Here is a 21,956-nt window from a genome sequence, read left to right on the forward strand (position 1 = left end):
AAGCCCCGCATCGCGGGGCTTTTCTTTTTGGGTTGGGTTTGTCAAGCTAGGGACATTCTATCGGAGCCTAGAAGGCGCGGCGTTTGTCATTGTCTTGATGGTTGACGAGGTTTTTGGTGCGCCGGAAGATCGGTACCCGCCAGGGCTTCTCTTCGGAGTCGGCGCGCGACCGCTTCATGATCGGATCGGATCGAGAGGCGTCTCAATCTTTTTTCCAAAACTGCCAGCCTGAACTGACGTCCAGCCACACTTCGGTTCGTTGACCCCGGCCCGGAAGCTCAGGGCGACCAACGGTCCGACGTCGGGCGCTCTCATGAGCATCTTGCAGGTGTCGTCGCTCTTGGCTGGCCTTTTCATCGCCTTTTGCAGGTGCTGAAGCTACTCTTTGTACGCGGCGGACTTCCAGGAGAGGGGCGATCACCGATCGCAGACGGGCGGTTGCTCAAGGAACTCGATGATGCGCCGCTCGAACTGCAGTGTGGTCGCGGCTCCAGCTTGGCGCCCCGAAGTTGGGGTGGAGGTCACGCAGGTTATCCTCCACATTGAGGTTCTTCGTCTGCACGAACTTGCCCGCGGTCAGCAGCATCCTGCGCTCTGCAGGCGTCGTTTCGATCGGTCTTGTTGAGCTGAGCCGACAACGCGGCCGAAGCCCAATCAGCTGATCTTTTTTATTGCCGCCACCGCATCGTAATGCGGATAACTGACGGCAGCGGCTGTTTTGGATTCGACAAGTCCTCCGGCCTGATGTACGCATTGATTAAACGATTAACCCTCGCATGTCTTAACCATGCCTCCAACCCGACCTGGACCTAATCTGAGCAGGATTGCGACGTCGCTTGGCGTCTCTGTCGCGACGGTTTCCAATGCGCTCTCCGGCAAGGGCCGCGTGTCCGAGCAGCTGGCGGACAAGATCAAGGAACATGCCGCCCAACTAGGCTATGTTCCAAGCCAGGCGGGACGCGCGCTTCGCACTGGTCGCAGCGGCGTCCTCGGTCTTGTATTGCCCGATATTGCCAATCCCCTCTTTCCCAAGCTTGCGCAGGCAATAGAATTCGCAGCCAGCGCCGCCGGATACGGCGTGCTCATCGCCGATTCCCGCGGCGAAGTCGCCCCCCAGACGGAGGCGATCAACCGATTGATCGAGCGCGGCGTCGAAGGCATGGTGATCGTACCGCGCCGCGCGACCCGAATTTCCGCCGCGGCTTGTCCAGTCGCTGTCATCGACACGCCCTCCACACCAGGCAACACCGTTGCCGCCGATCACATGCAGGGCGGCTGGGCAATCGCGAACCATTTAGCCGACCTTGGACATCGCCGTGTCCTCATTATCGGCAACAATCCAGGCTCGAACGTTCAAAACGACCGCGCGTGCGGGATACGTTCAGGTCTCCGTCCCGGGATGAGTTCAACAACCCTCTGGATCGAGACGCTGGAGCGGCAAAACGGCAGCGGATGCAGCCTCGGACTCGCTGCGAAGGTGCATGAGGGCTACACGGCGTTCGCCTCTTTGTCGGACCTGCAGGCGTTGCGCGCTCTCACCGAATTACAGCGTGACGGTATCCACGTACCAAGCATGGCGAGCGTTACGGGCTTCGACGATCTCATCTGGTCACCGGTCATCACTCCATCACTGACGACGGTAGCGATGGACGTGCACGCGATCGCGAGGATCGCCATCTCCTCGTTACTGCAGACCATACAGACACGCGGCAGCCGCGAGGGCGTGCTTGTCACGTCCGAGACTGATCGTGTTCAGATGCAACTGATTATGCGCCAGTCCTCCGGGCCGGCGGATCCGACAAGAATATCCCGACAGACGGAGAACAGCTGACATGAAGAATGCCCTCATCGCTTCCGCCGCGCTATTGGCGCTGTCGCCCCTGACCGCGAAGGCAGAGGAAAAGACGCTGACGATTTCCGTCTATGCCTTTGCTCAGGATGACTTCAAAACCCTCGTCTACGATCCCTTTGAGGCCAAGTGCGGCTGCAAGCTCGTCGTCGAGACCGGCAACAGCGTCGAGCGTCTTGCCAAGATGGAGGCCAACAAGGCAAGCCCCGTCATCGACATGGCCGTCGTCTCCATGGCAGATGCCCTATCGGCCTCTCGCAAAGATCTGATTGATAAGGTCGATACGTCGAAGCTCTCCAATTTCGGCAAGCTCTACGACCTCGCCAAGGACCCGAACGGCGACGGTATGAGCGTCGGCTACACCTTTTACGCAACTTCGATCGCCTACCGCTCCGACAAGATGAAGATCGAGTCCTGGGCAGATCTGCTGAAGCCGGAATATGTCGGCCACGTCGCCTTCCCGAATGTTACCACCAACCAGGGTCCGCCGGCGCTCTTCATGCTCGGTCAGGCGCTCGGTAGCGACGGCCCGGATCTGACAGCGCCGATCGAGGCGCTGGGCGAGAAGAAGGACGAGATCGTCACCTTCTATGAGAAGTCCTCGCAGCTGGTGCAGCTGATGCAGCAGGAGGAAATCTGGGCAGCCCCGATCGGCCGCTTCTCCTGGGTCGGCTTCACCAAGCTCGATGTTCCCGTCGCATGGGCAACACCCAAGGAAGGCCAGACCGGCGGAATGAACGTCATGGTCGTCACCAAGGGCTCCAAGAACCGCGATCTGGCACTTCAGTTCATGGATTTCTGGCTCTCCACTGAAATCCAGACGAAGCTCGCCGAAAAGCTGGTCGACAGCCCAGCGAATAAGGAGGTCAAGCTCTCCGAGGAAGCCTCAAACAACCTGACCTATGGTGAGGAAACAGCCAAGAGTCTGAAGCTCATCCCCTCCGCAGCCGCGCTCGACAACCGTGCCGCCTGGCTGAAGGAATGGAACGAGAAGGTCGGTCAATAATTTCCGGATCGGCTCCGGAGTTTGCCGGACCCCTGCCTTTCTATCCGTCGAAAGTCCCTTCATGTATCAAAACCGCGCAGAAGCCCTGGCGCTTGCCCTGCCCGCAGCAGTTTTTGCCGCGCTGGTGTTCCTATTGCCCGTTGTCGTCCTGCTCTCCGAAGGCCTGCGCATGGATGCCAGCTGGACGCTTGATGCCTTTACCGCCTTCTTTTCCGAGTCGCTGAACCGCACGGTGTTTATGCGAACCTTCCGCTTGGGGCTTGAGGTGACAGCCGTTTCGGCTGTAATCGGCTATGCCGCAGCCTTCGCAATCGTCAACCTGCCACCTAAGGGCAAGGGCCGGATGATCGGCCTCCTCACCCTGCCGCTGATGATCTCGCCGGTTGCCCGCACCTATGCATGGATCGTCATTCTGGGTCGGACCGGTATCGTCAACAAAACCATCACGGGCCTTGGCCTGAGCAACACGCCGCTGCGCCTGCTGTTTACGGAAACGGCTATCTTCATCGGCCTACTGCAGCTCTTCCTACCGCTGATGATCCTGTCGCTGATCAGCGCGCTCGAAAACATGCCGAAGGACGCCATTCCCGCCGCCCGCGTGCTCGGCGCCAACTGGTTCCAGGTGTTCTGGAAGGTGATCCTGCCGCTGACCCGCGAGGGTCTCGTTGTCGGCGGCACGCTCGTCTTCACCGGATCACTGACCGCCTACATTACGCCCGCCGTTCTTGGCGGTTCGAAGGTGCTGATGCTTGAAACATTGCTCTATCAACAGGTATCCGTAGCCAACAATTTCGTCTCGGCAAGCGTTATCGCCTTCATGCTGATCGTCATGAGCTTTGCCGCCAACATCCTGCTCAAGCGACTTGCCACGGCGAAGAAAAAGCGATGACCGCGCGTATTCTGTCTCCACTGGTTCTCGGCCTGGTGCTGCTCTTCCTGATCGGTCCATTCCTGATCATCATCGCCGCATCGCTCTCGGCTGGCGACACGCTTACTTTCCCGCCGCAAGGTCTTTCCTTGAAATGGGTCACCAAGGTCTTCACCATCGACAGCTTCCGCGAGAGCTTCGCTATGTCAATGTTCCTCGCCGTCTTCGGCACGCTGTCCGCGCTCGTCCTCGGCATTCCCGCCGCCTATGCGCTCTCCCGCTACAATCTGCCCTTCGGCGAAACCGTCCGCACGATCGTATCACTGCCGATCATCGTTCCCGGCATCATCGTCGGCCTAGCACTGCTGCGCTATCTCGTCGTCCCATTCGGCTTCAACATCACTCTGGCCCTGTTCATGGCGCACACGGCGCTTGTCTTGCCCTACGCCGTGCGCGTCGTTTCAGCCAGCCTCGGCAATCTGCGCTCGGACATGGAGGAAGCAGCCGTCCTGCTCGGCTCCTCGCGAACAGGCGCCTTCTTTCGCGTCGTAATGCCGAATATCCGCGGTGGCATCCTGGCTGCTTTCATCCTCGGATTCGTGACGAGCTTCAATCAGGTTCCCGTTTCCCTCTTCCTCTCTGGTCCCGGCGTGCGCACGTTGCCGATAGACATGCTGGGCTACATGGAGACAACCTACGATCCGTCGATCGCGGCACTCTCCTCGCTGCTTGCATTCCTCTCCATCGGCATCGTCTTCGTTGCCGAACGCTTCCTGGGGCTTTCTCGCTATGTCTGACGGCTATCTCAAACTCGACAAGCTGACGCTTGCCTACGGCGATACGATCGCGGTGAAGGATCTTGACCTATCGATCGCCAAGGGCGAGCTCGTCGCCCTGCTGGGCCCATCCGGATGTGGCAAGACGACGACGATGCGCTCGATCGCCGGCCTGCTCTCCCCTGCATCCGGCCGCATCACGCTCGATGGCGGTGACATCACCCGCGTTTCTGCCAACAAGCGCAACGTCGGCCTGGTCTTCCAGTCCTACGCACTCTTCCCACATCTGACGGTCTATGAGAATGTCGCCTTCGGCCTGCGTCTGAAGGGAATCGGCGGCAAGGATCTCGACGCCAAGGTTAGGGCCGGCATCAAGTCGGTCGACCTTGCCAAGTTCGCCGATCGCAAGCCCGCCGAACTCTCGGGTGGCCAGCAGCAGCGCGTGGCCCTTGCCCGCTCCATGGTGATGGAGCCGAAGGTCCTCCTGCTCGACGAGCCTCTTTCCAACCTCGACGCTCGCTTGCGAGTGGAAATGCGCGCCGAACTGCAGCGCGTCCAGAAGGAAACGGGCGTCACCATGATCTTCGTCACCCACGATCAGATCGAGGCCCTGGCGCTCGCCGACCGCATTGTCGTGATGCTGAACGGCGGCATCGAACAGATCGGCACGCCGGAGGAAATCTACAACAAGCCCGTCTCGGCCTTCGTCGCCGATTTCGTCGGCTTTGAAAACGTCTTTGCGCTGGAGAACGGGAAGCTCGCGACCTCCAACAGCCTCATCGAGCTCTTCAGTCCAATCCCGCAGGCGGTAAAGGGCCTCGCCTGGCGTCCGCGCATGGTGAACCTTGGTTCAGGTCCTTACCAGGGCACCATTCGCGGCACCTCGTTTGCCGGAAATACACGCGAATATCTGCTCGACACACCGCTTGGCTCGATCAAGGCCGAGGTCGACGCCGAACTGCCGACGCATGCGATCGGCTCAATGCTTCCCTTCGACCTGCCGCTTGCGGCAGCAGCGCCCCTCTCACGTTACAGGTAACATCATGGGAGTCTGGATCGACACTGACATGGGCTTCGATGATATCGCTGCCATCCTCGTGGTGAACCACGCGAAACTCGACATATCAGGCATCTCGCTGGTCTTCGGCAACACGCCACTGCCGCAGGTGCGCGTCAACGCCGCCGGCGCGGCCAAGGCCTTCAGCTGGAACTTCCCGACCCATACCGGCCGCGCAGTTCCCATCCTCGGCTCTCTGGAAACCGCACAGGCGATCCTCGGCGAGACCGGCATTTTGACCACCGGAAAAGGCCTGCCCGCCGCCGCGCCCTTGGCCGAAAGCCCCGCATTTGCCGCCCTCTGCCGCTGGCTGGAGACCAACGGCCCGCACCGCGTCCTGGCGCTCGGCCCATTGACCAATCTCGCTGTCCTCGCTTTGGCACGTCCCGACCTTGCCGCTCGCATCACGGAACTGACCTGGATGGGTGGCGGCGTCACGTCGGGCAACCACACGGCATCCGCCGAGTTCAACGCGCTAGCCGATCCGGAAGCGCTCGCCATCGTTCTCGCCCACGGCCTGCCACTGCGTATGGTCGATCTTGATCTCTGCCGCAAGGTCGTTGCGGGGCCTGACGACGTCGGCCTGGTGCGAGGCGCAGGCGGCGCCAATGCGACGCTTCTCGCCGACATGTTTGAGGGATACATTGGTATCGGAACGAGCCGCGGCAGGCCAGGCATGGCAATCTACGACCCATGCGCCGCCGCCGCCTTTGTCGCGCCCGATATCGTCAGCTTCCGTCCAGCCCGCATTGACGCCGAACTGCAGGGCCAGCATACGCGCGGCCGGACCGTCGTCGAAACCAGAGCAACCCACGCAACCTTCAATGCCGAATACGCCGTCGACATCGATGCTGAGAAGACGCGCGCCCTTATTCTCGGCGCACTGATCGATGGGGCAAGCCGATGACCGCCCTGGAAACGAAGGATCTCATCGATCCGGCACTTCGCGCCCGTGCCGTTGCCGCCGCACGCGGCGATGCGGCCTTCGACCTCCTGATCTCGGGCGGATGCCTGCTCGATGTCGTCACCGGCCTCGTCCGCGAGGCCGACATCGGCATCGTCGGACCACTGATTTCTAGCGTCCACTCGCCTGGCAGCCGCACTGACGCAGCGAAAATCGTTAATGCAACAGGTACCATCATTTCGCCCGGCCTCATCGATACGCACATGCATATCGAAAGCTCGATGGTGACGCCGGCCGAATATGCCGCGGCCGTTGTTCCTCGCGGTGTGACGACGATCGTCTGGGACCCGCACGAATTCGGCAATGTGCACGGCCTAGACGCCGTGCGCTGGGCAATCGAAGCGTCCCGGGGCCTGCCGCTGCGCGCGATCGTGCTTGCGCCTTCCTGTGTTCCGTCTGCTCCCGGGCTTGAAGTCGCCGGCGCCGATTTCGACCCGTCCGTCCTTGCCGAAATACTGCGATGGCCTGGCATAGGCGGTGTTGGCGAAGTCATGAACATGCGCGGCGTCATCGACGGTGATCCACGCATGACCGACATTTTAAATGCCGGCCTCGCTTCAGAAAAACTGGTCTGCGGCCATGCGCGCGGGCTCGAGGGAGCTGACCTGAACGCCTTCATGGCGGCCGGCATCACCTCCGATCACGAACTGACCTCCAGTGCCGATCTGCTGCAAAAGTTAGCCGCCGGAATGACCATAGAACTGCGCGGCTCGCATGATCATCTGCTGCAGGAATTCGTAACCGCACTCAACGGGATTGGCCACCTCCCGTCGACGGTTACTCTCTGCACCGATGACGTGTTCCCGGATGAACTGAAGGAAGGTGGAGGTCTCGACGACGTCATCCGCCGGCTCGTCCGCTATGGAATGCGGCCGGAATGGGCGCTGAGAGCCGCCACCTTTAACGCAGCGCAGCGATTGAAGCGCTCGGATCTTGGTCTGATCGCCGCTGGCCGACGCGCCGATATTGTGCTCTTCGAAGATTTGGTTGACTACGCCACGAAGGCTGTAATCGTCAACGGTGAGATCGTATCGACGGCCGGGGAGATGAGAGCCCCAGTGCGGTCTTGTGAGACCGCAGCGCTCCAGAACTCGGTCAAGCTGCCGCCATTGACAGAAGACGACTTCAGGGTTCCCGCCAAGGGCAAGCGCGTTCGCGTTGCCACGATTGACCGCCCGCGGTTCACACAATGGGGCGAAGCAGAAACCGTCGTCGAAGACGGTTTCGTCGTACCTCCTGATGGCAGCGCGATGATTGCGGTTGCGCATCGACACGGAAGGGCCGATGGCCGACCGCGCATCGGCTTCCTCACGGGTTGGGGAGCATGGCGGGGGGCCTTCTGTACAACTGTTTCCCACGACAGCCACAACCTCACAGTTTTCGGCGGCAATGCACGCGACATGGCGGTGGCCGCCAACGCGGTGATCGCCGCGGGTGGCGGCATGGCTGTCGCCAGAAGTGGCCAGATAGAGGCGCTTCTACCTCTCCCAGTGTCCGGCCTCGTTACCGAGGCGCCCCTTGAAGAGACGGCTACGTCCTTCCGGGCGATCAGGAGGGCCATCGAGGAGATCGTCGACTGGAGGCCGCCCTACCTCGTTTTCAAGGCCTGCTTCGGCGCAACGCTTGCCTGCAACGTCGGCCCGCATCAGACGGATCGGGGGATCGCGGACGTGCTAACAGGCCAGCTGCTCGAAAGCCCTGTGATGGAGGTTCTCGAGAGCGAATAGTTTAGCATCCGGGCACTCTATGCTCCGGCTGTGCTCGGTCACGCCCCTAGATCGTCATGGCCAGCAAGCCAGTTATTTAAAGCGCGGCCTTTAGCTCGCGCTCGACCAGCATTGCCCAATAGGCCGCTCCGTAGCCGATCGCATCATCGTTGAAGTCATACGCCGTATTGTGATGCAAGGCGCCGTCCGCAGCAGGCCCGTTGCCGAGCCAGACGTAACAGCCAGGCGCATTCTGCCCGAAGAAGGCGAAATCATCGCCTGCCGTTGAGGGTGGGAATTTCGTACGCACCTTCTCCCCGAAGACAGCACTGGCCGCCCCGAGCGCACGCGCGGTCGCATTGCTGTCGTTGATGACGGGCGGGATGCGCCGCTCGAACTGGTAGTTAAGCGCTATGCCGAACATTGCCGCCGTGCCCTTCGCAAGGCGGCCGATCTCCTCCTCCAGTTGATCGCGAACGTCAGGCGAATAGGCCCGAGCCGTACCACCAATCTCGACGGTATCGGGTATAACGTTCAATGCTTTGGGGCTGCCGGCCTGCAGGGAACAAGCGCTCACGACGGCCGGCTGCAGCGGATCGACGATGCGCCCGACGATCGTCTGCAGCGACGTCAGGAACGTACCAGCGGCCGTGATCGGATCCTTGCCAAGATGCGGCTTGGCGCCATGCGTTCCGGTGCCGCGAAACGTCACGCGCCAACTATCTGACGACGCCAGTTGTGGCCCTTCGACCACGGCTATCTCGTCGATGGCGAGACCCGGCATGTTGTGAAGGCCATAGACGGCATCGCACGGGAACAGCTCGAAAAGTCCATCCCCGACCATCCTGCGCGCGCCGCCCCTGCCCTCTTCGGCCGGCTGGAAGATGAAATGCACGGTTCCGGAAAAGTCGCGCGTTGCCGCTAGATATCGCGCCGCACCAAGCAGCATCGTTGTATGACCATCATGTCCGCAGGCATGCATCCTGCCGGCATATTTGGATTTATGCGGACGCTCCGCCATTTCCGGCATCGCAAGCGCATCCATATCGGCCCGCAATCCGATTGTCCGCGTGCCATCGCCGACCTGCAGTGTACCGACAATGCCGGTCCCCCCAAGGCCCCGATGCACCTTGATGCCCGCCCCTTCGAGTAACCGCGCGACAATGCCGCTCGTGCGCTCCTCCTCGAAGCCAAGCTCGGGATGAGCGTGCAGGTCGCGACGCAGTTCGGTCAGGAAGGGTAGATCGTCCTCGATCCGGGCGGGAATGGGCATGAGCCTGGATGTCCTGCAAATGCGAGCGGGCGCCAGAACGGCGCCCCTCATCGTCCATCCGTTATTTAACAATAGGCGTAGGATTTCAACCTTCGCAACCCAGTTAGACCACGGTCTCGCCGCCATCGACCACGAGGATCTGCCCGGTCATGTAAGAGGAACGGTCCGACACGAGGAAGAGGATCGGCTCGGCGATCTCCGACACGTCGGCCCAGCGTCCAAGCGGCACCTTCTCGGCGATGTAGGCTTCGATCGCCTTACGCCCGCCCATCTGCGCAATGAAGGGTTCGTTGAAGGGCGTGTCCACCCAGCCGGGGCAAAGCGCATTCACGCGGATGCCGAATTTGGCATAATCGCCCGCCATCTGCCGCGTCATGGCGACGACGGCGTGCTTGGTCGTCGTATAGGCGATCATCTCACGATCATAGAGCACGCCTGACGAGGACGAGGTGTTGAGAATGACGCCTTTGCCCGCCTTCTTCATCATAGGCATCACGAAGCGCGCGGCCATGAAATGTGCGCGGACATTCAAGCTCCAGGACTTGTCAAAACCGTCGATCGCGACCTGCTCCAGATCGCCTGCAACCTGCGCGCCGGCATGGTTGTGAAGGATGTCGATGCGGCCGTGATGTTCGGCAATCGCGGCAATGCCTGCTTCCAGCGCATTGTCGTCGGTGACATCAAGCACCATGCTTTCGGCGCTGCCACCAAACCCGCAGATCCGGCTGACGGTTTCCTCTGCATTCATGACGTCGATGTCGGCGACGACGACATGGGCGCCCTCTTTCGCCATGACGAGCGCGCCGGCCTGACCGATGCCGGATCCGGCACCGGTGACGATTGCAACACGGTTCTTGAGGATCATGGTGTTTCCCAATTAGGTTGTTGTTGTCCTTTCGCGCATCAGGAAACGCGCGATGAGAATGAGGGCAAGCGATGCGATGAGCACCATTGTGGCGATAGCGTTGATCTCCGGCGTGACACCGCGACGGATCGAGGCAAAGACGTAGATCGGAAGCGTCGTATTCGACCCGGCAACGAAGAACGCGATGATGAAGTCATCGAAGGAGAAGGTGAAGGCGAGCAGGAAACCCGCCAGGATCGACGGCAGGATCTGCGGCAGCACGATCTGGCGGAACGTCGTCAGCGGCGTCGCGTAAAGATCGCTTGACGCTTCGACGATATCGCGCCCTAGGCTGGCGATGCGAGCTTTCACGATCATCGTCACTAGCGCCATGGTGAAAAGCCCATGTGCGGCGATGATCGAACCATAGCCGAGTGTCAGCTTCGGCGGTTGCTCGCCAGGCCAGATCGCCGCCAAGGCCGGATTGATGAATCCGAAGACTTCAACCAGGGCAACCAGCGTCGCGATGCCGATTACGACCCCCGGAACCACGATAGCTGCGGCAAACAGGCCATCGAACACTGCCCGTGTCCGGGCTCCGAGCCGCTCCATGCCGAGCGCGGCCATGGTGCCGAAGACAGCCGCGAGCGCAGCGCTGGTCAGGGCGATGATGAGGCTGTTTTGTAGAGCCTCCATGAGGAAGGTGTTGGTGAGCGCCTTACCGTACCATTGCGTGGAAAAGCCCGTGAAATCGGAAGCGTTGCGGCCTGCATTGAACGAGAACAAGACCACCAGTGCGATCGGCGTATAGAGAAACAGATAGACTGCCGTAACAAGCCCGCGCATCAGACAAGATCCACCTGGCGGGTGCCCGCGACGCGCCAAGCGATGCGCATGGCGACGAGAAGCACGATGACGACGACGACAACGAGCGTGACGGCAATCGCGGAGCCGAAAGGCCAGTTGCGCGATTGCAGGAAGAGGTCGACCAGTGCGTTACCGATAAAGAACACCTTGCCGCCGCCCAAAAGCTGCGGGATCAGGTACTCGCCGAGCAACAGGATGGTAACCAGCGCCACGCCGGTCATCACACCCGGCAGCGACAGCGGCAGCGTTATGCCGAAGAAAGTCGATAGCGGTCTTGCTCCTAGATCCGCAGAAGCTTCCAGCAACCGCCGGTCCAGCTTCTCCAGGCTGACATAGATCGGCATGATCATCAGTGGCAGGTAGCCATAGACAATGCCGAGAAGGACAGCGCCCGGCGTGTTCAGAAGGCGCACATTCTCGATGCCGACAAATTCCAGGAGATGCGGGATCCCGCGCGCGCCAAGGATATACATCCACGCATAGGTGCGAACGAGAAGACTGGTCCAGAAAGGCACCACGACGAGCGACACGAGCAACAACCGATGCTGCGGACTTGCCTTCACCGCCAGGTAATAGGCGACCGGATACGCCACCAGCAGGCAGACGAAAGACCCAATCGGCGCAAGCACTAGCGTATTCTTGAAGGCTTGCGCGCGGGATGCGAGATTGGCAAATTGAGCAAAGGTAAATGCCGCCTGATAACCGCCTTCCGGCGCCCGCTCGCCAAAGGCGAACACAACAATGGCAATGAAAGGCAAGACCAGGAACACGAATAGCCACGCGCTCGCCGGCGCAACGAGCGCAGCGGTGATCAGGCGTTTTCTGGTGTCTGGTGACAGTGCCATTCTGGAGGTTCGCTGGTTGGTGGTCACGAGGAGGCTTGCCTCCTCCCGAAACCGGGAAGAGGCACTGCAGCACGGCACGCTGGTCACGCCGACTTGAACCGCGCCATCAGCTCGGCACGACCCGGATCCGTCAGGGTCACAGCGGCGCCAAACTCCAGCGGCGTCAGCGATGCTTCATCCGGATAGACGATCTTGTTCGAGGTGATTTCCTTCGGCAGCATCGAAATGACGCGGCTGTCCGTGGTCGGCGCGCCGTTGGCGATATGCTCCTTCACTGCGTTTGCGGGATCCATCAGGTAGTTGAGAAGAGCATAACCGGCCGCCTTGTTCGGAGCGTCCTTCGGGATCGCATAGTAGTCTGTCCAGATTTCACCACCGTCCGTTCCGAGGATGTAGGCAAGCTCCGGCATATCGCGGTTGAGCTGCGCACCGTCGTTCGTCCAGCACATCGTCATCCAGGCGTCCGTAGCGCGCATGGCCGGCTGATAGTCGGAGTTGATGGCGAAGAGATGCGGCTTCACCTTGATCAGCAGCTCCTCGGCCTTCGCCAGTTCTTCCGGCTTGATCGAATTGAAACCGTAACCCAGCGACACCAGCGCGCTGCCGATCGTCGTCAGCTGGTAGTCGTGCACCATGGCGCGGCCATCGGCTTCTGTCTGAGCGAGCTCGAAGAAATCCTTCCAGCTCGTGGGCTTCGCCTTGATCTTGGAGGTGTTGACCGAGAATCCGGTCGTGCCCCAATTCTTCGGCAGTGCGTAGGTCTTCCCGTCGATCTGGCCTTCCTTGGTGAACCGCGGGCTCTCTGTCGACTGGCTGAAATTGGCAATCTTCAAAAGGTCGAGTTCGTCAATCAGGGCGAGCTTGTGGTAGGTAGATATCGTGTAGTTGGTCGGCACGAAAAGCGACCAGCCGGAAGCGCCGGCCTGCAGTTTTGCTAGCATTTCCTCGTTCGAACCGAACACATTGACTTCGACGGCAACGCCGGTTGCCGCCTTGAAGTTCTCGAATGTCGCAGGATCATGGTAGTTCGGCCAGGTCGCGATCGACATCTGCGTGCCGAGGTCCTCGCCGGCATAGGCTGGTGTCGACAAGGCACCTGGGAAGCGCGACATCACGGCGGTCGCAAGACCGAGGCCAGTGATGCCGAGGAAGTGGCGGCGGTTGACGGAGCCACGCTTGAGCCGCATGAACTCGTCCATGAAGCCGCCGGCTGAAATGGGAAGATTATCCTTATAGTCTTTGCTCATGATGCTGTTCCCTTGTTTTGATTTTAGGCTGCACTTGATGCTGAGAAGACATGGGCCGCGCCGGGATCAAAGCCGAGGTAGACAGCCTCGCCGGGCTCGACCAGATCGCTTTCGTTCATGCTGCGACGGTCGGCGGTCACCAGGAAGTCACCGAGCCCCGGCACCGTGACCGCATATTCCGCCGACGATCCGAGGAAGATACGGTGGGTTACCCTACCTTTGAAGCTTGCGATATCGGGCGCCTGCATGCGTGAAAGGCGAATCGATTCCGGCCGGATCGCGACGATTGCCTCGCCCGTTGAAACACTCGCCCGGTTCCCTGCGGCGATTGCCGAACCGTCCGCGAGACGCAGCGTCGCTCCATCTGCCTCCATTGTCGCCTTCACCCGGTTGGTCTTGCCGACAAAATCTGCCACGAACAAATCGGCCGGGCGGTCATAGACCTCTTGCGGGGAGCCCAGCTGGCGAATCCGCCCTGCGCTCATGACGCAGACGATATCAGCCATCGATAGCGCTTCTTCCTGATCATGTGTGACCAGAACAAAGGTAATGCCGAGTTCACGTTGCAACGTCTGCAATTCGATCTGCATGGCGGAGCGTAGCTTCTTGTCAAGCGCAGCCAGCGGTTCGTCCAGGAGCAGCACCGACGGACGGTTGACGATCGCGCGCGCCAGCGCAACGCGCTGCTGCTGTCCACCGGACATTTCGTGGATGCGGCGCTTGGCGAAGCCACCGAGCCGGACCATTTCAAGCGCCTCGGTGACACGCCGGTCGATTTCGGCCGCCGCAAGCTTGGGCCGCATCTGCTTTAGACCATAGGCAACGTTCTGCCGAACGTCGAAATGCGGAAACAACGCGTAGTGCTGGAAGACCATGTTCACCGGGCGCCGATAGGCCGGCACACCGTTCATCTCTCGCCCGTCGATCAGCACAGTACCCTCGCTTGGCTGCTCGAAACCACCGATCATGCGCAGGCAAGTGGTCTTGCCGCAGCCCGATGGGCCGAGCAACGCGAGGAATGCGCCCTTCGGCACATTGAGATTGATGTCCGTCACGGCGATCACCGGGCCATAATTCTTGGTGACCGAACGGAATTCGATATCATTCGTCGAAGCGGATGCCACGTCTGTTCCCTGCGGTTGGTTTGGATTGGGCAGTCTAGCGCTGCCTTTTGCCACCGTCGTTGTGGAAAGACTAAGCGCGCCCTTCCCTCACGGTATATACCCCGAGAGGGGTATTCTAGCGGAAATGCCTTCATGGAAGGTATATACACGGGGAGCGGATTTCCACACGAGGCGATCAGGAGGTTCCGGGAATGAGCACTGACCTGGAGGCGCTGTTTCGAGCCTTCAATAGCACCATTGGCCGGCAGGCGATGGGCGATGCGGAATTCGGCGAGATCTTCCGGCAGATGATGGCGGCGCTCGTAAGCTTCGACTACGTCGTTGTCTTTGCCTATCGCGGCAAGGAACGGCCAATCGACCTCTACAGCACCTTCGACCCGAAGGAGCACATCATTTTCGTGACCCTCTACCAGGCTGGCCCCTACCTCCTCGATCCGTTCTACCACACGGCCCACGGACGCCACGCCGGCGTGTTTCGCATGCGCGAACTGGCGCCCGACCGGTTCTTCTCCAGCGAGTACTACCGGACGTACTACGTCCAGACCGGCCTCGCAGAAGAGATCGGCTTCTTCGTCACGGCCGCTGACGATATCACGATTGTTCTTTCGCTCATGCGCAAGGAAAAGACCGGCCCCTTCCCGCCCGCGGAATTTGCCTTGCTGAAGAAAGCCGAGCCATTGATCGCAACCATGGTTCGGCACTACTGGGCCGGACTGGGAACACGCTTTGACGCGCAACTGCATTCGAGAGCTCGCGGCACCCGCAACCGCAACGCCGGTGAAAGCGCCCTGCAGCCTGCCGAAGCGGTGTGGCGTGATCTCAATCTCACCAGCCGCGAGACCGCGATCGTCGACCTCGTCCTTCAGGGCCACTCCTCCGAGTCGATCGGCTTGAAGCTCAACATCTCGACAGGGACCGTGAAGGTCCATCGGCGCAACGTGTACCGTAAGCTCGGCATATCGTCGCAGACACAGCTCCTTTCGCTGTACCTCAAGAATCTGTCATGACACACGCTTGACAGTCTCGAAGCCTGGATGCCCTATTGCCGCAACGTGAAAGGGCCAGCGATGAGCGACGATCAAACCCCGACCGACAGCAAGCTCACGAGATCGAAGCGTCGTTGGGCCGAGGAAGGAAAATTCCTCACCGGCCGCATCAGTCGTCCCGAAACCGAGCGCCTTCCGCCTGGTCAGCACCTCGTCAAGAACTGGCCGGTCCTCGATCTCGGCCAGCAGCCGATCATCTCTACCGATACCTGGCGCCTGGAAGTTCGTGGGCTTGTCGAGACCCCGCTTGACCTCACCTGGATGGCCTTTCATGCCCTTCAGCAGAGCACTCGGGTCACCGACATTCATTGCGTGACGACGTGGTCGCGCTACGACAACAAATGGAAAGGTGTATCGACCCGCGACCTGCTCGATCAGGCAACGCCGAAACCGGAAGCCCATTATGTGATGTTGACGAGCTATGATGGCTATACGACGAATATGCCGCTCTCCGATTTCGCCGCCGAGGATGCGATCCTTGCCACCTCCTGGGAAGGCTCACCGCTGACGCGGGATCACGGCGGTCCCATGCGCCTCGTCGTCCCGCATCTTTATTTCTGGAAAAGCGCAAAGTGGTTGCGGCGTATCGAACTGCTGGGGGGCGATGCAGCGGGCTTCTGGGAAAAGAACGGCTATCACATGTACGGCGACCCCTGGCGCGAGCAGCGTTACTCCGGGGATTGATACAAGTGGCGATTACGCTTGCTGCCCGATGGCAGAGACGGGCGCGCAAACCGCCCGCTACGGTTTATCAGAAGACTTGTTTGCTTATTCACGGCCGGCTTGAAAACCCGTTACGCGTGCAAATTTGAAGGCAATAGATTCCCCTCACAATAGGTACAAACCTCAATGTATTCATTGAATGAATATCTTATGCCGATTTTAACGTTGCCACCTATTGAACCTTTACCCATTTTGGGTTGTTGTGGCTCAACGATTCCCGATATCGCCTATGGGTTGATGAATAAGGACACTTCATTTCACTTCGTCACGCAGAAACTGCTGGACGCGTGGTTAAATACCACCTCGCAGTCGCCTGCCGCGCCGCAAGACATTTATCGCGACGTTCTCAACCTTTTAACAATCAGGATGAGGATGACCCTTGTCGTTCTAGACGGTGAGGATCCGCTGCAATGGCATCTCAAGGTCGTGCGCCCATCGGGCTTCAGTTCACGTCTCCTGAACATCAACAAGCTCTTCGCCGACCAGCGCATTGGCGAGTTCAAGGATCGTTCGTACATGGAGACGGCCGTCATTCCGCGCTATCGCGAGGTGATCGCCACACAGAAACCCTCGATGGAACTGGTCAAGACGCGCGTACTTGGCGTCAACCTCGGATACGACCGGCTGATCCTCCCTCAGAAGACGACGGAGCGTCGGCCATCCTGGCTCCTGACGGTCTCGAACGGCCGCTTTATGTTCAACCCGCCACAGCAGCAGGCCCGAATGGATGCAACCGACGCAGCGGTGATCCAGCTTTTGACCGAAGGGGCAACCGCTAAAGAGATCGCCGCCGAGCTCGGCATCTCGCCCCGAACGGTCGAGCATCGTCTGGAGCGCATGAAGGAGAGATACGGGGCGAGGAATACCGTTCATCTGACAGCCATGCTGGTTGCGACTCACTTCGACCGGGACGTTGAGAAGAGCTAGCGCACAAGTGGCCGCAGCAGCCGCCGTCCACAATACGCTGCCGCCAAAAGGGCCACAAAAAGCCCGGTGAGCGTCGCCATACTGGCGAGATGCAACGGAACCTCTTTCCACACCGGGCGAACGATATAAGCGGTATTAAATGCCTCGCCGCTAAACTCGCAGGTGATCAATGCGAGGCCGCGCAGCACCATGCCGGCATCAATTGCCGAGACGATCGCTTCGGCTTCGGCAGCCTCGCCCTGCATGCTCCGCATTGATAGCAGCACAGCCTTCGTTGCCGCGAGGTAGGCATGCGAGCATTCGTTGAATGGGCTGGCCTCGTCAGTCACGCTACCAGGTATTTTGCCCCACAAGCAATAGGCGTGCTGGATTTGCGCGTAGTTCAGCACGCGCCGGAACGGCTCGGTCGTATCCGTGGCACGGCCCGCGAGATCGATGATCCGAGCGTGATACTCGGCGATCATGATCATTCCGCCATGTGAGATTTCCGCAACCGCGATGCCGGTATGGGAACCGCCGCCACTGCGCCGGTGCGCTTCGGCAACCGAGCAAAACGGCAACAGCGCGATCGCGGTCAACAAGAAAATGGAGCGCCGGAAAATCACCATCAGGGCAGGCTCCGGGTCACGCCGGAGCCCTCACCGGTCAATGGAAGGCGGGCACGCGACCGCGCAGCTTTGCAGCGACACCGACCTTGCGCTCGGCGAGTGCGCCGAAGATCAGGCCAAGGGCGCCCCAAAGGATCACATGCATGCCGATCGAGGTCGTACGGAAGTGCCAGAGGACCATAGCCGAAAAATTCTCGGGCACCTCGTTGATCGGCGGCAGTAGATACTGCACGAGCCCGATGAAGACGACATAGGCGAGGCCTGCTGCGATTGCAGCATTCCAGACGCCGAGCCGCGGGGTCAGGCGCCGTGCAAGAGCAATTGCCGCGACGAGCGCGGCGATCGAAACGACGATCATCAGGAAGAACAGTTCAGTCCTGACGCCGATCGTGTCGGAATTGCCGACCGCCGGGGGATTGGCCGGATATTTGATGCTGGGGACGACGACCACGGCTATAAAGGCCGCAATGGCGATGACGGCAGATGTGCCGCGTGCGCCGAGATTGCTGAAGCGCCCCTGGACAAAAGCAAAAACGATGGCAAACAGGCCGCCGACGGCAACGCTGTAAGCGATCACACCCGTAAAGAGGCCGAGGCCCGCCTGCGTGGCACGGCTGACGATTTCGGGTTCGCCGGTTTCACCCGCCGCCTGGGCAGTTGCTTCCTCAAACGCAATCGCCTGGTTGACAAACGGCTCGCCGAAGGTGTGGGCAAAGGCGAACACCAGGACACCAGCGATCAGGCCCGCGAGCATCCCGCGAAGCAAAAGATTTCCAACCATGTCCGGAACTCCCTTAGTGGCAGGGGAAGCCGAGCAGATGCCGGCCGTCATGCACGAATTCATGCACGTACATACCGTTGAAAAGCGCCATCGCGCCCTCTTCGGTGCCGACGAAATAGATGGCGATAAGCATCAGCAGACCGCCGAAGATGGCCCAAGGCAAAAGCTCACCAACCGGGATCGGAGCCGGTACGGCAACGGGCGCGAAAGTAGTGTCAGACATGTATTCCTCCTGGAATGACGCGTTCAGTCGAGAATCGTTGTGTGGCAGGGTCTGACTTCCAGTCCGAGGTATCCTCATCCTGATCACAGTGGCGCGACCGCACCGGAATTTCACCGGTTTCCAAACCCACAACATAACCGTTATATCTGCCGCCTCGTACCTGTCAACGAGACTTCATGCTGCGACAGCCACCCTTCCCCTTTATCCGGAGACGACCAACGTGATGACGCGCCTCACTTGGATCTGCCATGGTTCGACTGCCGCCAACCGCGAGGCGCGGTTCCCTCACGATGAGCCGCTGAACGAGAAGGCAATCATCGCCACCCAAGCAATCGCCCCCCGCCTCCGACACGCCGATAGCATCTTCGCTAGCCCGACATTGCGGGCGCGGCAGACGGCCGATGCACTTGGCCTACAACCGGAATTCTGCGCGGCGCTCGCCGATTGCGATTTTGGCCGCTGGTCGGGACGCTCTATTGCCGAGATCCAGCAAGCCGAACCGGAAAATCTTGCCGCCTGGATGGCGCGCCCGGAGGAAGCTCCGCATGGTGGCGAGGCAATCGCCGCCGTCTGCAAGCGTATAAGCACCTGGATGGCGGGGCGCCTGCAGGCCGGTGGGCATATTGTTGCCATCACTCATGCCGCGATCATCAGGGCAGCGATAATCAACACTCTGCAAGCCCCGATATCCTCCTTCTGGATCGTCGACATCGAACCGCTCGCGGTCGTCCACATGACCAGCAACGGCAGCCGGTGGTCGCTGCGCGTGGAAGGCGCGGCGGCCTAATTTTTGCTGCGTTAATTTAGACCAGCCTTACGCAAGCGAACCGTGTCATAGGTTTCCAGTCCGACACGTTCGGGCCGTAATCCTTGCTCCAAGGAGGACCAAGCATGCCTTATGATTGGAGCGGCGCGCAGATGCGGCGCACGCGCCTGCTACGCATGACCGCCGCCGTGACGCTACTCTTGCTTGCGATCGGCGCATCCCTGCTGATCCGGCTCTGAAAACGACAGGCGGGCGGCTCACCGCTCGCCTTTCGAACAGCCTCTCTCCTCTCGGTAGGTGCAGATACTAAGAATCCGCCATTGGTTTCAACAAACGCTTCGGACTTCAATGATAGACCGGCGCTCGGGTGGAGATGGAGTAAGGCATGCCGGTATTCTTCCAGAGCAGGGCCGGAAGGCAATGCTTGTTGGTCATGGCGTTGGGGGTAACGCTTTGGCTCGTCGGTGCGATCCTGGAATTGGATAACTGGTTGGTCGCCTTCGTCAGCGCCTACGAAAATTATGGCGCGGACAAGCTAGTCCTCGCGCTAGGCATTGGCGGCACGATGAGCTTTGTCTATTCGATCCTGCGCATCGTCGACCTGCGCAAGGAGATGGAATTGCGGGCCGGCGCTCAGGCCAAGGCCGATTGGACGGCAACTCACGACCACCTCACCAAACTCCCCAACCGCTATGCTTTCGAACGGAAAGTCCCTCCTCGGAGGACGAAGACCGACGTCGAAGACGACGAGTGGGAGCGAAACGTTACGATCTTCTCGGTCGACCTCGATGGCTTCAAGAAGGTCAATGACCTTGTCGGCCACAATGGCGGCGACGCCCTGCTTATCGAAGTGGCAAAGCGAATCTGCGCAATTGGAAATGCCGACTGCGTCTATCGTTTCGGTGGCGATGAGTTCGTCGTCGTTGCTCTGGGCCTCTCCTCCAAACACGAAGAACGCTTTGCCCGCTTGCTCATTCAGGCCGTAACACGCCCCATTCATATTAATGGCTTCGCTGTCGAAGTCGGTGCCAGCGTCGGTTACGATCGGTGGGAACAAGGGCGAGAGCCGCTCGAGGACGCCGCCCACCGTGCCGACCTTGCCATGTACGAGGCCAAGGCACGCGGACCCAATCATCAGATGGCGTTCGAAGCCTCGATGCAGGACAAGGTGGCAAAGCGCGCCACGCTGGAATCCAAGCTGCGCGTGGCGATCCAGAGGAAGGCAATTCGCCCCTTCTACCAACCGTTGATCGACCTTAGAAACGGTACGGTCTGCGGCTTTGAGGCGCTCGCCCGCTGGACGGATGAAGACGGCGTCACTATTCCACCGCCGGTATTTATCGGGATTGCCGAAGAGACCGGACTGATCACCGAGCTTTTTGAAGATCTTCTTGCGCAGGCCTGTAGGGACGCCTTGACCTGGCACGACCAGATTACTCTCTCCTTCAACGTCTCTCCGGTGCAGATGGAGGACAAGCTACTGGCCTCGCGCATCTTCAAGGTGCTGTCGGCGAACGGCCTTCCGCCGCACCGCCTGGAAATCGAGATCACCGAAAATGGACTGATTCAGGATCCCGCCGTTGCCGCGATCATCCTGGATGAGCTCCACGACGCCGGCGTCAGGATTGCGCTTGACGATTTCGGCACGGGCTACTCCAGTCTCGCCCAACTCGCCCGCTTTCGCTTCGACAAGATCAAGATAGACAAGAGCTTCATCGCGACCTGCCGCGATGATGAGCGTCAGGAAAAAATCATCCGCGCCATGCTCGGGCTTGGCCGCAGCCTTAACATACTAACCACCGCCGAAGGCATTGAAGAGCACCGCCAACTTGGCCACCTGCTTCAGCTCGGCTGCGATGTCGGACAGGGCTATTTGTTCGGTAAGGCGATGCCTGCCGAAGAGACGCGTTCCTTTGTCCTCACACGTGAGGAGACATTGGCCAACGGCTAAGCGCCACGCAAACGCATCTCCTCCCTGAGCACATCAGAGATTCGCCGTGGAACCCTTTCGAACGAGGCAACGCCGGCTCGTTGATCCGATGAATGGACACTTCCACTGAAAGTGTGTCTGTCCGCGCGTGGGCCGCGATCATCGATCGCCAATACCTGCGCGGTCTCGATATCGACCTCAATCAGAATGCCGTTACGGTTGGCGTTGGTTTCAGATTCTGAGAATGCTCGACCGAGTGGCCTGCATGAAATGACCAAGCCCGGGAGCACGCCCGGGCTTTGCTTCTCTGACCTGATGCTGGTCGCCGTGTAGGGTAGCCTTAGTGGTTTCCGCCGCGGCCACTACCGTGATTGCCGCTGCTTTGGTTGCCGCCGCCCTGGTTACCCCCACCCTGGTTGCCGCCGCCCTCGTTGCCGCCGCCCTGGTTGCCGCCACCTTGGTTACCACCACCCTGGTTGCCGCCGCCCTCGTTGCCGCCGCCCTCGTTGCCGCCACCTTGCCCTGG

Annotated in this window: 23 protein-coding genes; 13 read left to right on the plus strand and 10 right to left on the minus strand. The window is 60.2% G+C overall.

Going from position 1 to position 21,956, the window contains the following annotated elements; translation table 11 throughout:
• Nucleotides 1–787 precede the first annotated feature (787 nt).
• From BN77_RS00105 to BN77_RS00135, 7 genes are all read left to right on the plus strand, one after another.
• Nucleotides 788–1,831 (plus strand): LacI family DNA-binding transcriptional regulator, encoded by a 1,044-nt coding sequence (locus BN77_RS00105; protein ID WP_007527177.1) that lies wholly within the window; start codon nucleotides 788–790, stop codon nucleotides 1,829–1,831.
• Between the two features lies 1 nt (nucleotide 1,832).
• Nucleotides 1,833–2,855, plus strand: a complete 1,023-nt coding sequence (locus BN77_RS00110) for an ABC transporter substrate-binding protein (RefSeq protein WP_007527179.1) — start codon at nucleotides 1,833–1,835, stop codon at nucleotides 2,853–2,855.
• A 61-nt stretch (nucleotides 2,856–2,916) separates the two neighbouring features.
• Nucleotides 2,917–3,744, plus strand: a complete 828-nt coding sequence (locus BN77_RS00115; protein ID WP_007527181.1) for an ABC transporter permease — start codon at nucleotides 2,917–2,919, stop codon at nucleotides 3,742–3,744.
• A complete protein-coding gene (locus tag BN77_RS00120) occupies nucleotides 3,741–4,520 on the plus strand; it encodes an ABC transporter permease (RefSeq protein WP_007527184.1) in 780 nt (259 codons plus the stop codon). The genes BN77_RS00115 and BN77_RS00120 overlap by 4 nt, the downstream gene beginning before the upstream one ends.
• Nucleotides 4,513–5,538, plus strand: a complete 1,026-nt coding sequence (locus tag BN77_RS00125) for an ABC transporter ATP-binding protein (RefSeq protein ID WP_007527186.1) — start codon at nucleotides 4,513–4,515, stop codon at nucleotides 5,536–5,538. The genes BN77_RS00120 and BN77_RS00125 overlap by 8 nt, the downstream gene beginning before the upstream one ends.
• Before the next feature lie 4 nt (nucleotides 5,539–5,542).
• Entirely contained in the window at nucleotides 5,543–6,463 is a 921-nt protein-coding gene (locus BN77_RS00130) for a nucleoside hydrolase (RefSeq protein ID WP_040676525.1), read from the plus strand.
• Complete coding sequence (locus tag BN77_RS00135; RefSeq protein ID WP_007527191.1) at nucleotides 6,460–8,247, plus strand: adenine deaminase; 1,788 nt, start codon at nucleotides 6,460–6,462, stop codon at nucleotides 8,245–8,247. The genes BN77_RS00130 and BN77_RS00135 overlap by 4 nt, the downstream gene beginning before the upstream one ends.
• A 76-nt stretch (nucleotides 8,248–8,323) precedes the next feature.
• Here the strand turns inward: BN77_RS00135 and BN77_RS00140 are convergent, their stop codons facing one another.
• The 6 genes from BN77_RS00140 to BN77_RS00165 form a co-directional block, all read right to left on the minus strand.
• Nucleotides 8,324–9,499, minus strand: a complete 1,176-nt coding sequence (locus BN77_RS00140) for a M20 aminoacylase family protein (protein ID WP_040676527.1) — start codon at nucleotides 9,497–9,499, stop codon at nucleotides 8,324–8,326.
• Nucleotides 9,500–9,602: 103 nt separating this feature from the next.
• On the minus strand, nucleotides 9,603–10,364 hold the full coding sequence (locus BN77_RS00145; RefSeq protein WP_007527196.1) for an SDR family NAD(P)-dependent oxidoreductase: 762 nt from the start codon (nucleotides 10,362–10,364) through the stop codon (nucleotides 9,603–9,605).
• Nucleotides 10,365–10,376: 12 nt separating this feature from the next.
• A complete protein-coding gene (locus tag BN77_RS00150; protein WP_007527198.1) occupies nucleotides 10,377–11,189 on the minus strand; it encodes an ABC transporter permease in 813 nt (270 codons plus the stop codon).
• Entirely contained in the window at nucleotides 11,189–12,055 is an 867-nt protein-coding gene (locus BN77_RS00155) for an ABC transporter permease (protein WP_040676529.1), read from the minus strand. The genes BN77_RS00150 and BN77_RS00155 overlap by 1 nt, the downstream gene beginning before the upstream one ends.
• An 83-nt stretch (nucleotides 12,056–12,138) precedes the next feature.
• Nucleotides 12,139–13,302 carry a polyamine ABC transporter substrate-binding protein gene (locus BN77_RS00160; RefSeq protein WP_007527202.1) on the minus strand — a complete coding sequence of 388 codons (1,164 nt, stop codon included), beginning with the start codon at nucleotides 13,300–13,302 and terminating at the stop codon, nucleotides 12,139–12,141.
• A 23-nt stretch (nucleotides 13,303–13,325) separates the two neighbouring features.
• On the minus strand, nucleotides 13,326–14,426 hold the full coding sequence (locus BN77_RS00165; protein ID WP_007527204.1) for an ABC transporter ATP-binding protein: 1,101 nt from the start codon (nucleotides 14,424–14,426) through the stop codon (nucleotides 13,326–13,328).
• 191 nt (nucleotides 14,427–14,617) lie between these two features.
• On the opposite strand from BN77_RS00165, the gene BN77_RS00170 reads away from it, so the two are divergent.
• From BN77_RS00170 to BN77_RS00180, 3 genes are all read left to right on the plus strand, one after another.
• Nucleotides 14,618–15,433, plus strand: a complete 816-nt coding sequence (locus tag BN77_RS00170) for a helix-turn-helix domain-containing protein (protein ID WP_007527206.1) — start codon at nucleotides 14,618–14,620, stop codon at nucleotides 15,431–15,433.
• A 60-nt stretch (nucleotides 15,434–15,493) separates the two neighbouring features.
• On the plus strand, nucleotides 15,494–16,156 hold the full coding sequence (locus BN77_RS00175) for a sulfite oxidase-like oxidoreductase (protein ID WP_007527208.1): 663 nt from the start codon (nucleotides 15,494–15,496) through the stop codon (nucleotides 16,154–16,156).
• Nucleotides 16,157–16,567: 411 nt separating this feature from the next.
• Entirely contained in the window at nucleotides 16,568–17,122 is a 555-nt protein-coding gene (locus BN77_RS00180) for a response regulator transcription factor (RefSeq protein ID WP_007527210.1), read from the plus strand.
• On the opposite strand, the gene BN77_RS00185 is transcribed toward BN77_RS00180, so the two are convergent.
• The 3 genes from BN77_RS00185 to BN77_RS00195 are packed head-to-tail and all read right to left on the minus strand — an operon-like array spanning nucleotide 17,119 to nucleotide 18,734.
• A complete protein-coding gene (locus BN77_RS00185; RefSeq protein ID WP_007527212.1) occupies nucleotides 17,119–17,730 on the minus strand; it encodes a hypothetical protein in 612 nt (203 codons plus the stop codon). The two genes, BN77_RS00180 and BN77_RS00185, sit on opposite strands and share 4 nt — an antisense overlap.
• Nucleotides 17,731–17,767: 37 nt before the next feature.
• Nucleotides 17,768–18,511, minus strand: a complete 744-nt coding sequence (locus BN77_RS00190) for a CbtA family protein (RefSeq protein WP_007527214.1) — start codon at nucleotides 18,509–18,511, stop codon at nucleotides 17,768–17,770.
• Nucleotides 18,512–18,524: 13 nt separating this feature from the next.
• Nucleotides 18,525–18,734 (minus strand): CbtB domain-containing protein, encoded by a 210-nt coding sequence (locus tag BN77_RS00195; protein WP_007527216.1) that lies wholly within the window; start codon nucleotides 18,732–18,734, stop codon nucleotides 18,525–18,527.
• Between the two features lie 223 nt (nucleotides 18,735–18,957).
• Between BN77_RS00195 and BN77_RS00200 the strand changes: the two genes are divergently transcribed.
• The 3 genes from BN77_RS00200 (at nucleotide 18,958) to BN77_RS35485 (ending at nucleotide 21,672) form a co-directional block, all read left to right on the plus strand.
• Complete coding sequence (locus BN77_RS00200) at nucleotides 18,958–19,521, plus strand: histidine phosphatase family protein (RefSeq protein ID WP_040676535.1); 564 nt, start codon at nucleotides 18,958–18,960, stop codon at nucleotides 19,519–19,521.
• 364 nt (nucleotides 19,522–19,885) lie between these two features.
• Nucleotides 19,886–21,451 carry a putative bifunctional diguanylate cyclase/phosphodiesterase gene (locus BN77_RS00205; protein ID WP_007527220.1) on the plus strand — a complete coding sequence of 522 codons (1,566 nt, stop codon included), beginning with the start codon at nucleotides 19,886–19,888 and terminating at the stop codon, nucleotides 21,449–21,451.
• A 92-nt stretch (nucleotides 21,452–21,543) separates the two neighbouring features.
• Nucleotides 21,544–21,672 (plus strand): hypothetical protein, encoded by a 129-nt coding sequence (locus BN77_RS35485; protein WP_280109895.1) that lies wholly within the window; start codon nucleotides 21,544–21,546, stop codon nucleotides 21,670–21,672.
• A 98-nt stretch (nucleotides 21,673–21,770) separates the two neighbouring features.
• Here BN77_RS35485 and BN77_RS33980 read toward each other — a convergent pair.
• A partial coding sequence (locus tag BN77_RS33980) for a hypothetical protein (RefSeq protein ID WP_040676538.1) occupies nucleotides 21,771–21,956 on the minus strand: 186 nt, incomplete at its 5' end.

This window comes from Rhizobium mesoamericanum STM3625 (genome assembly GCF_000312665.1).
Lineage (GTDB): Bacteria > Pseudomonadota > Alphaproteobacteria > Rhizobiales > Rhizobiaceae > Rhizobium > Rhizobium mesoamericanum.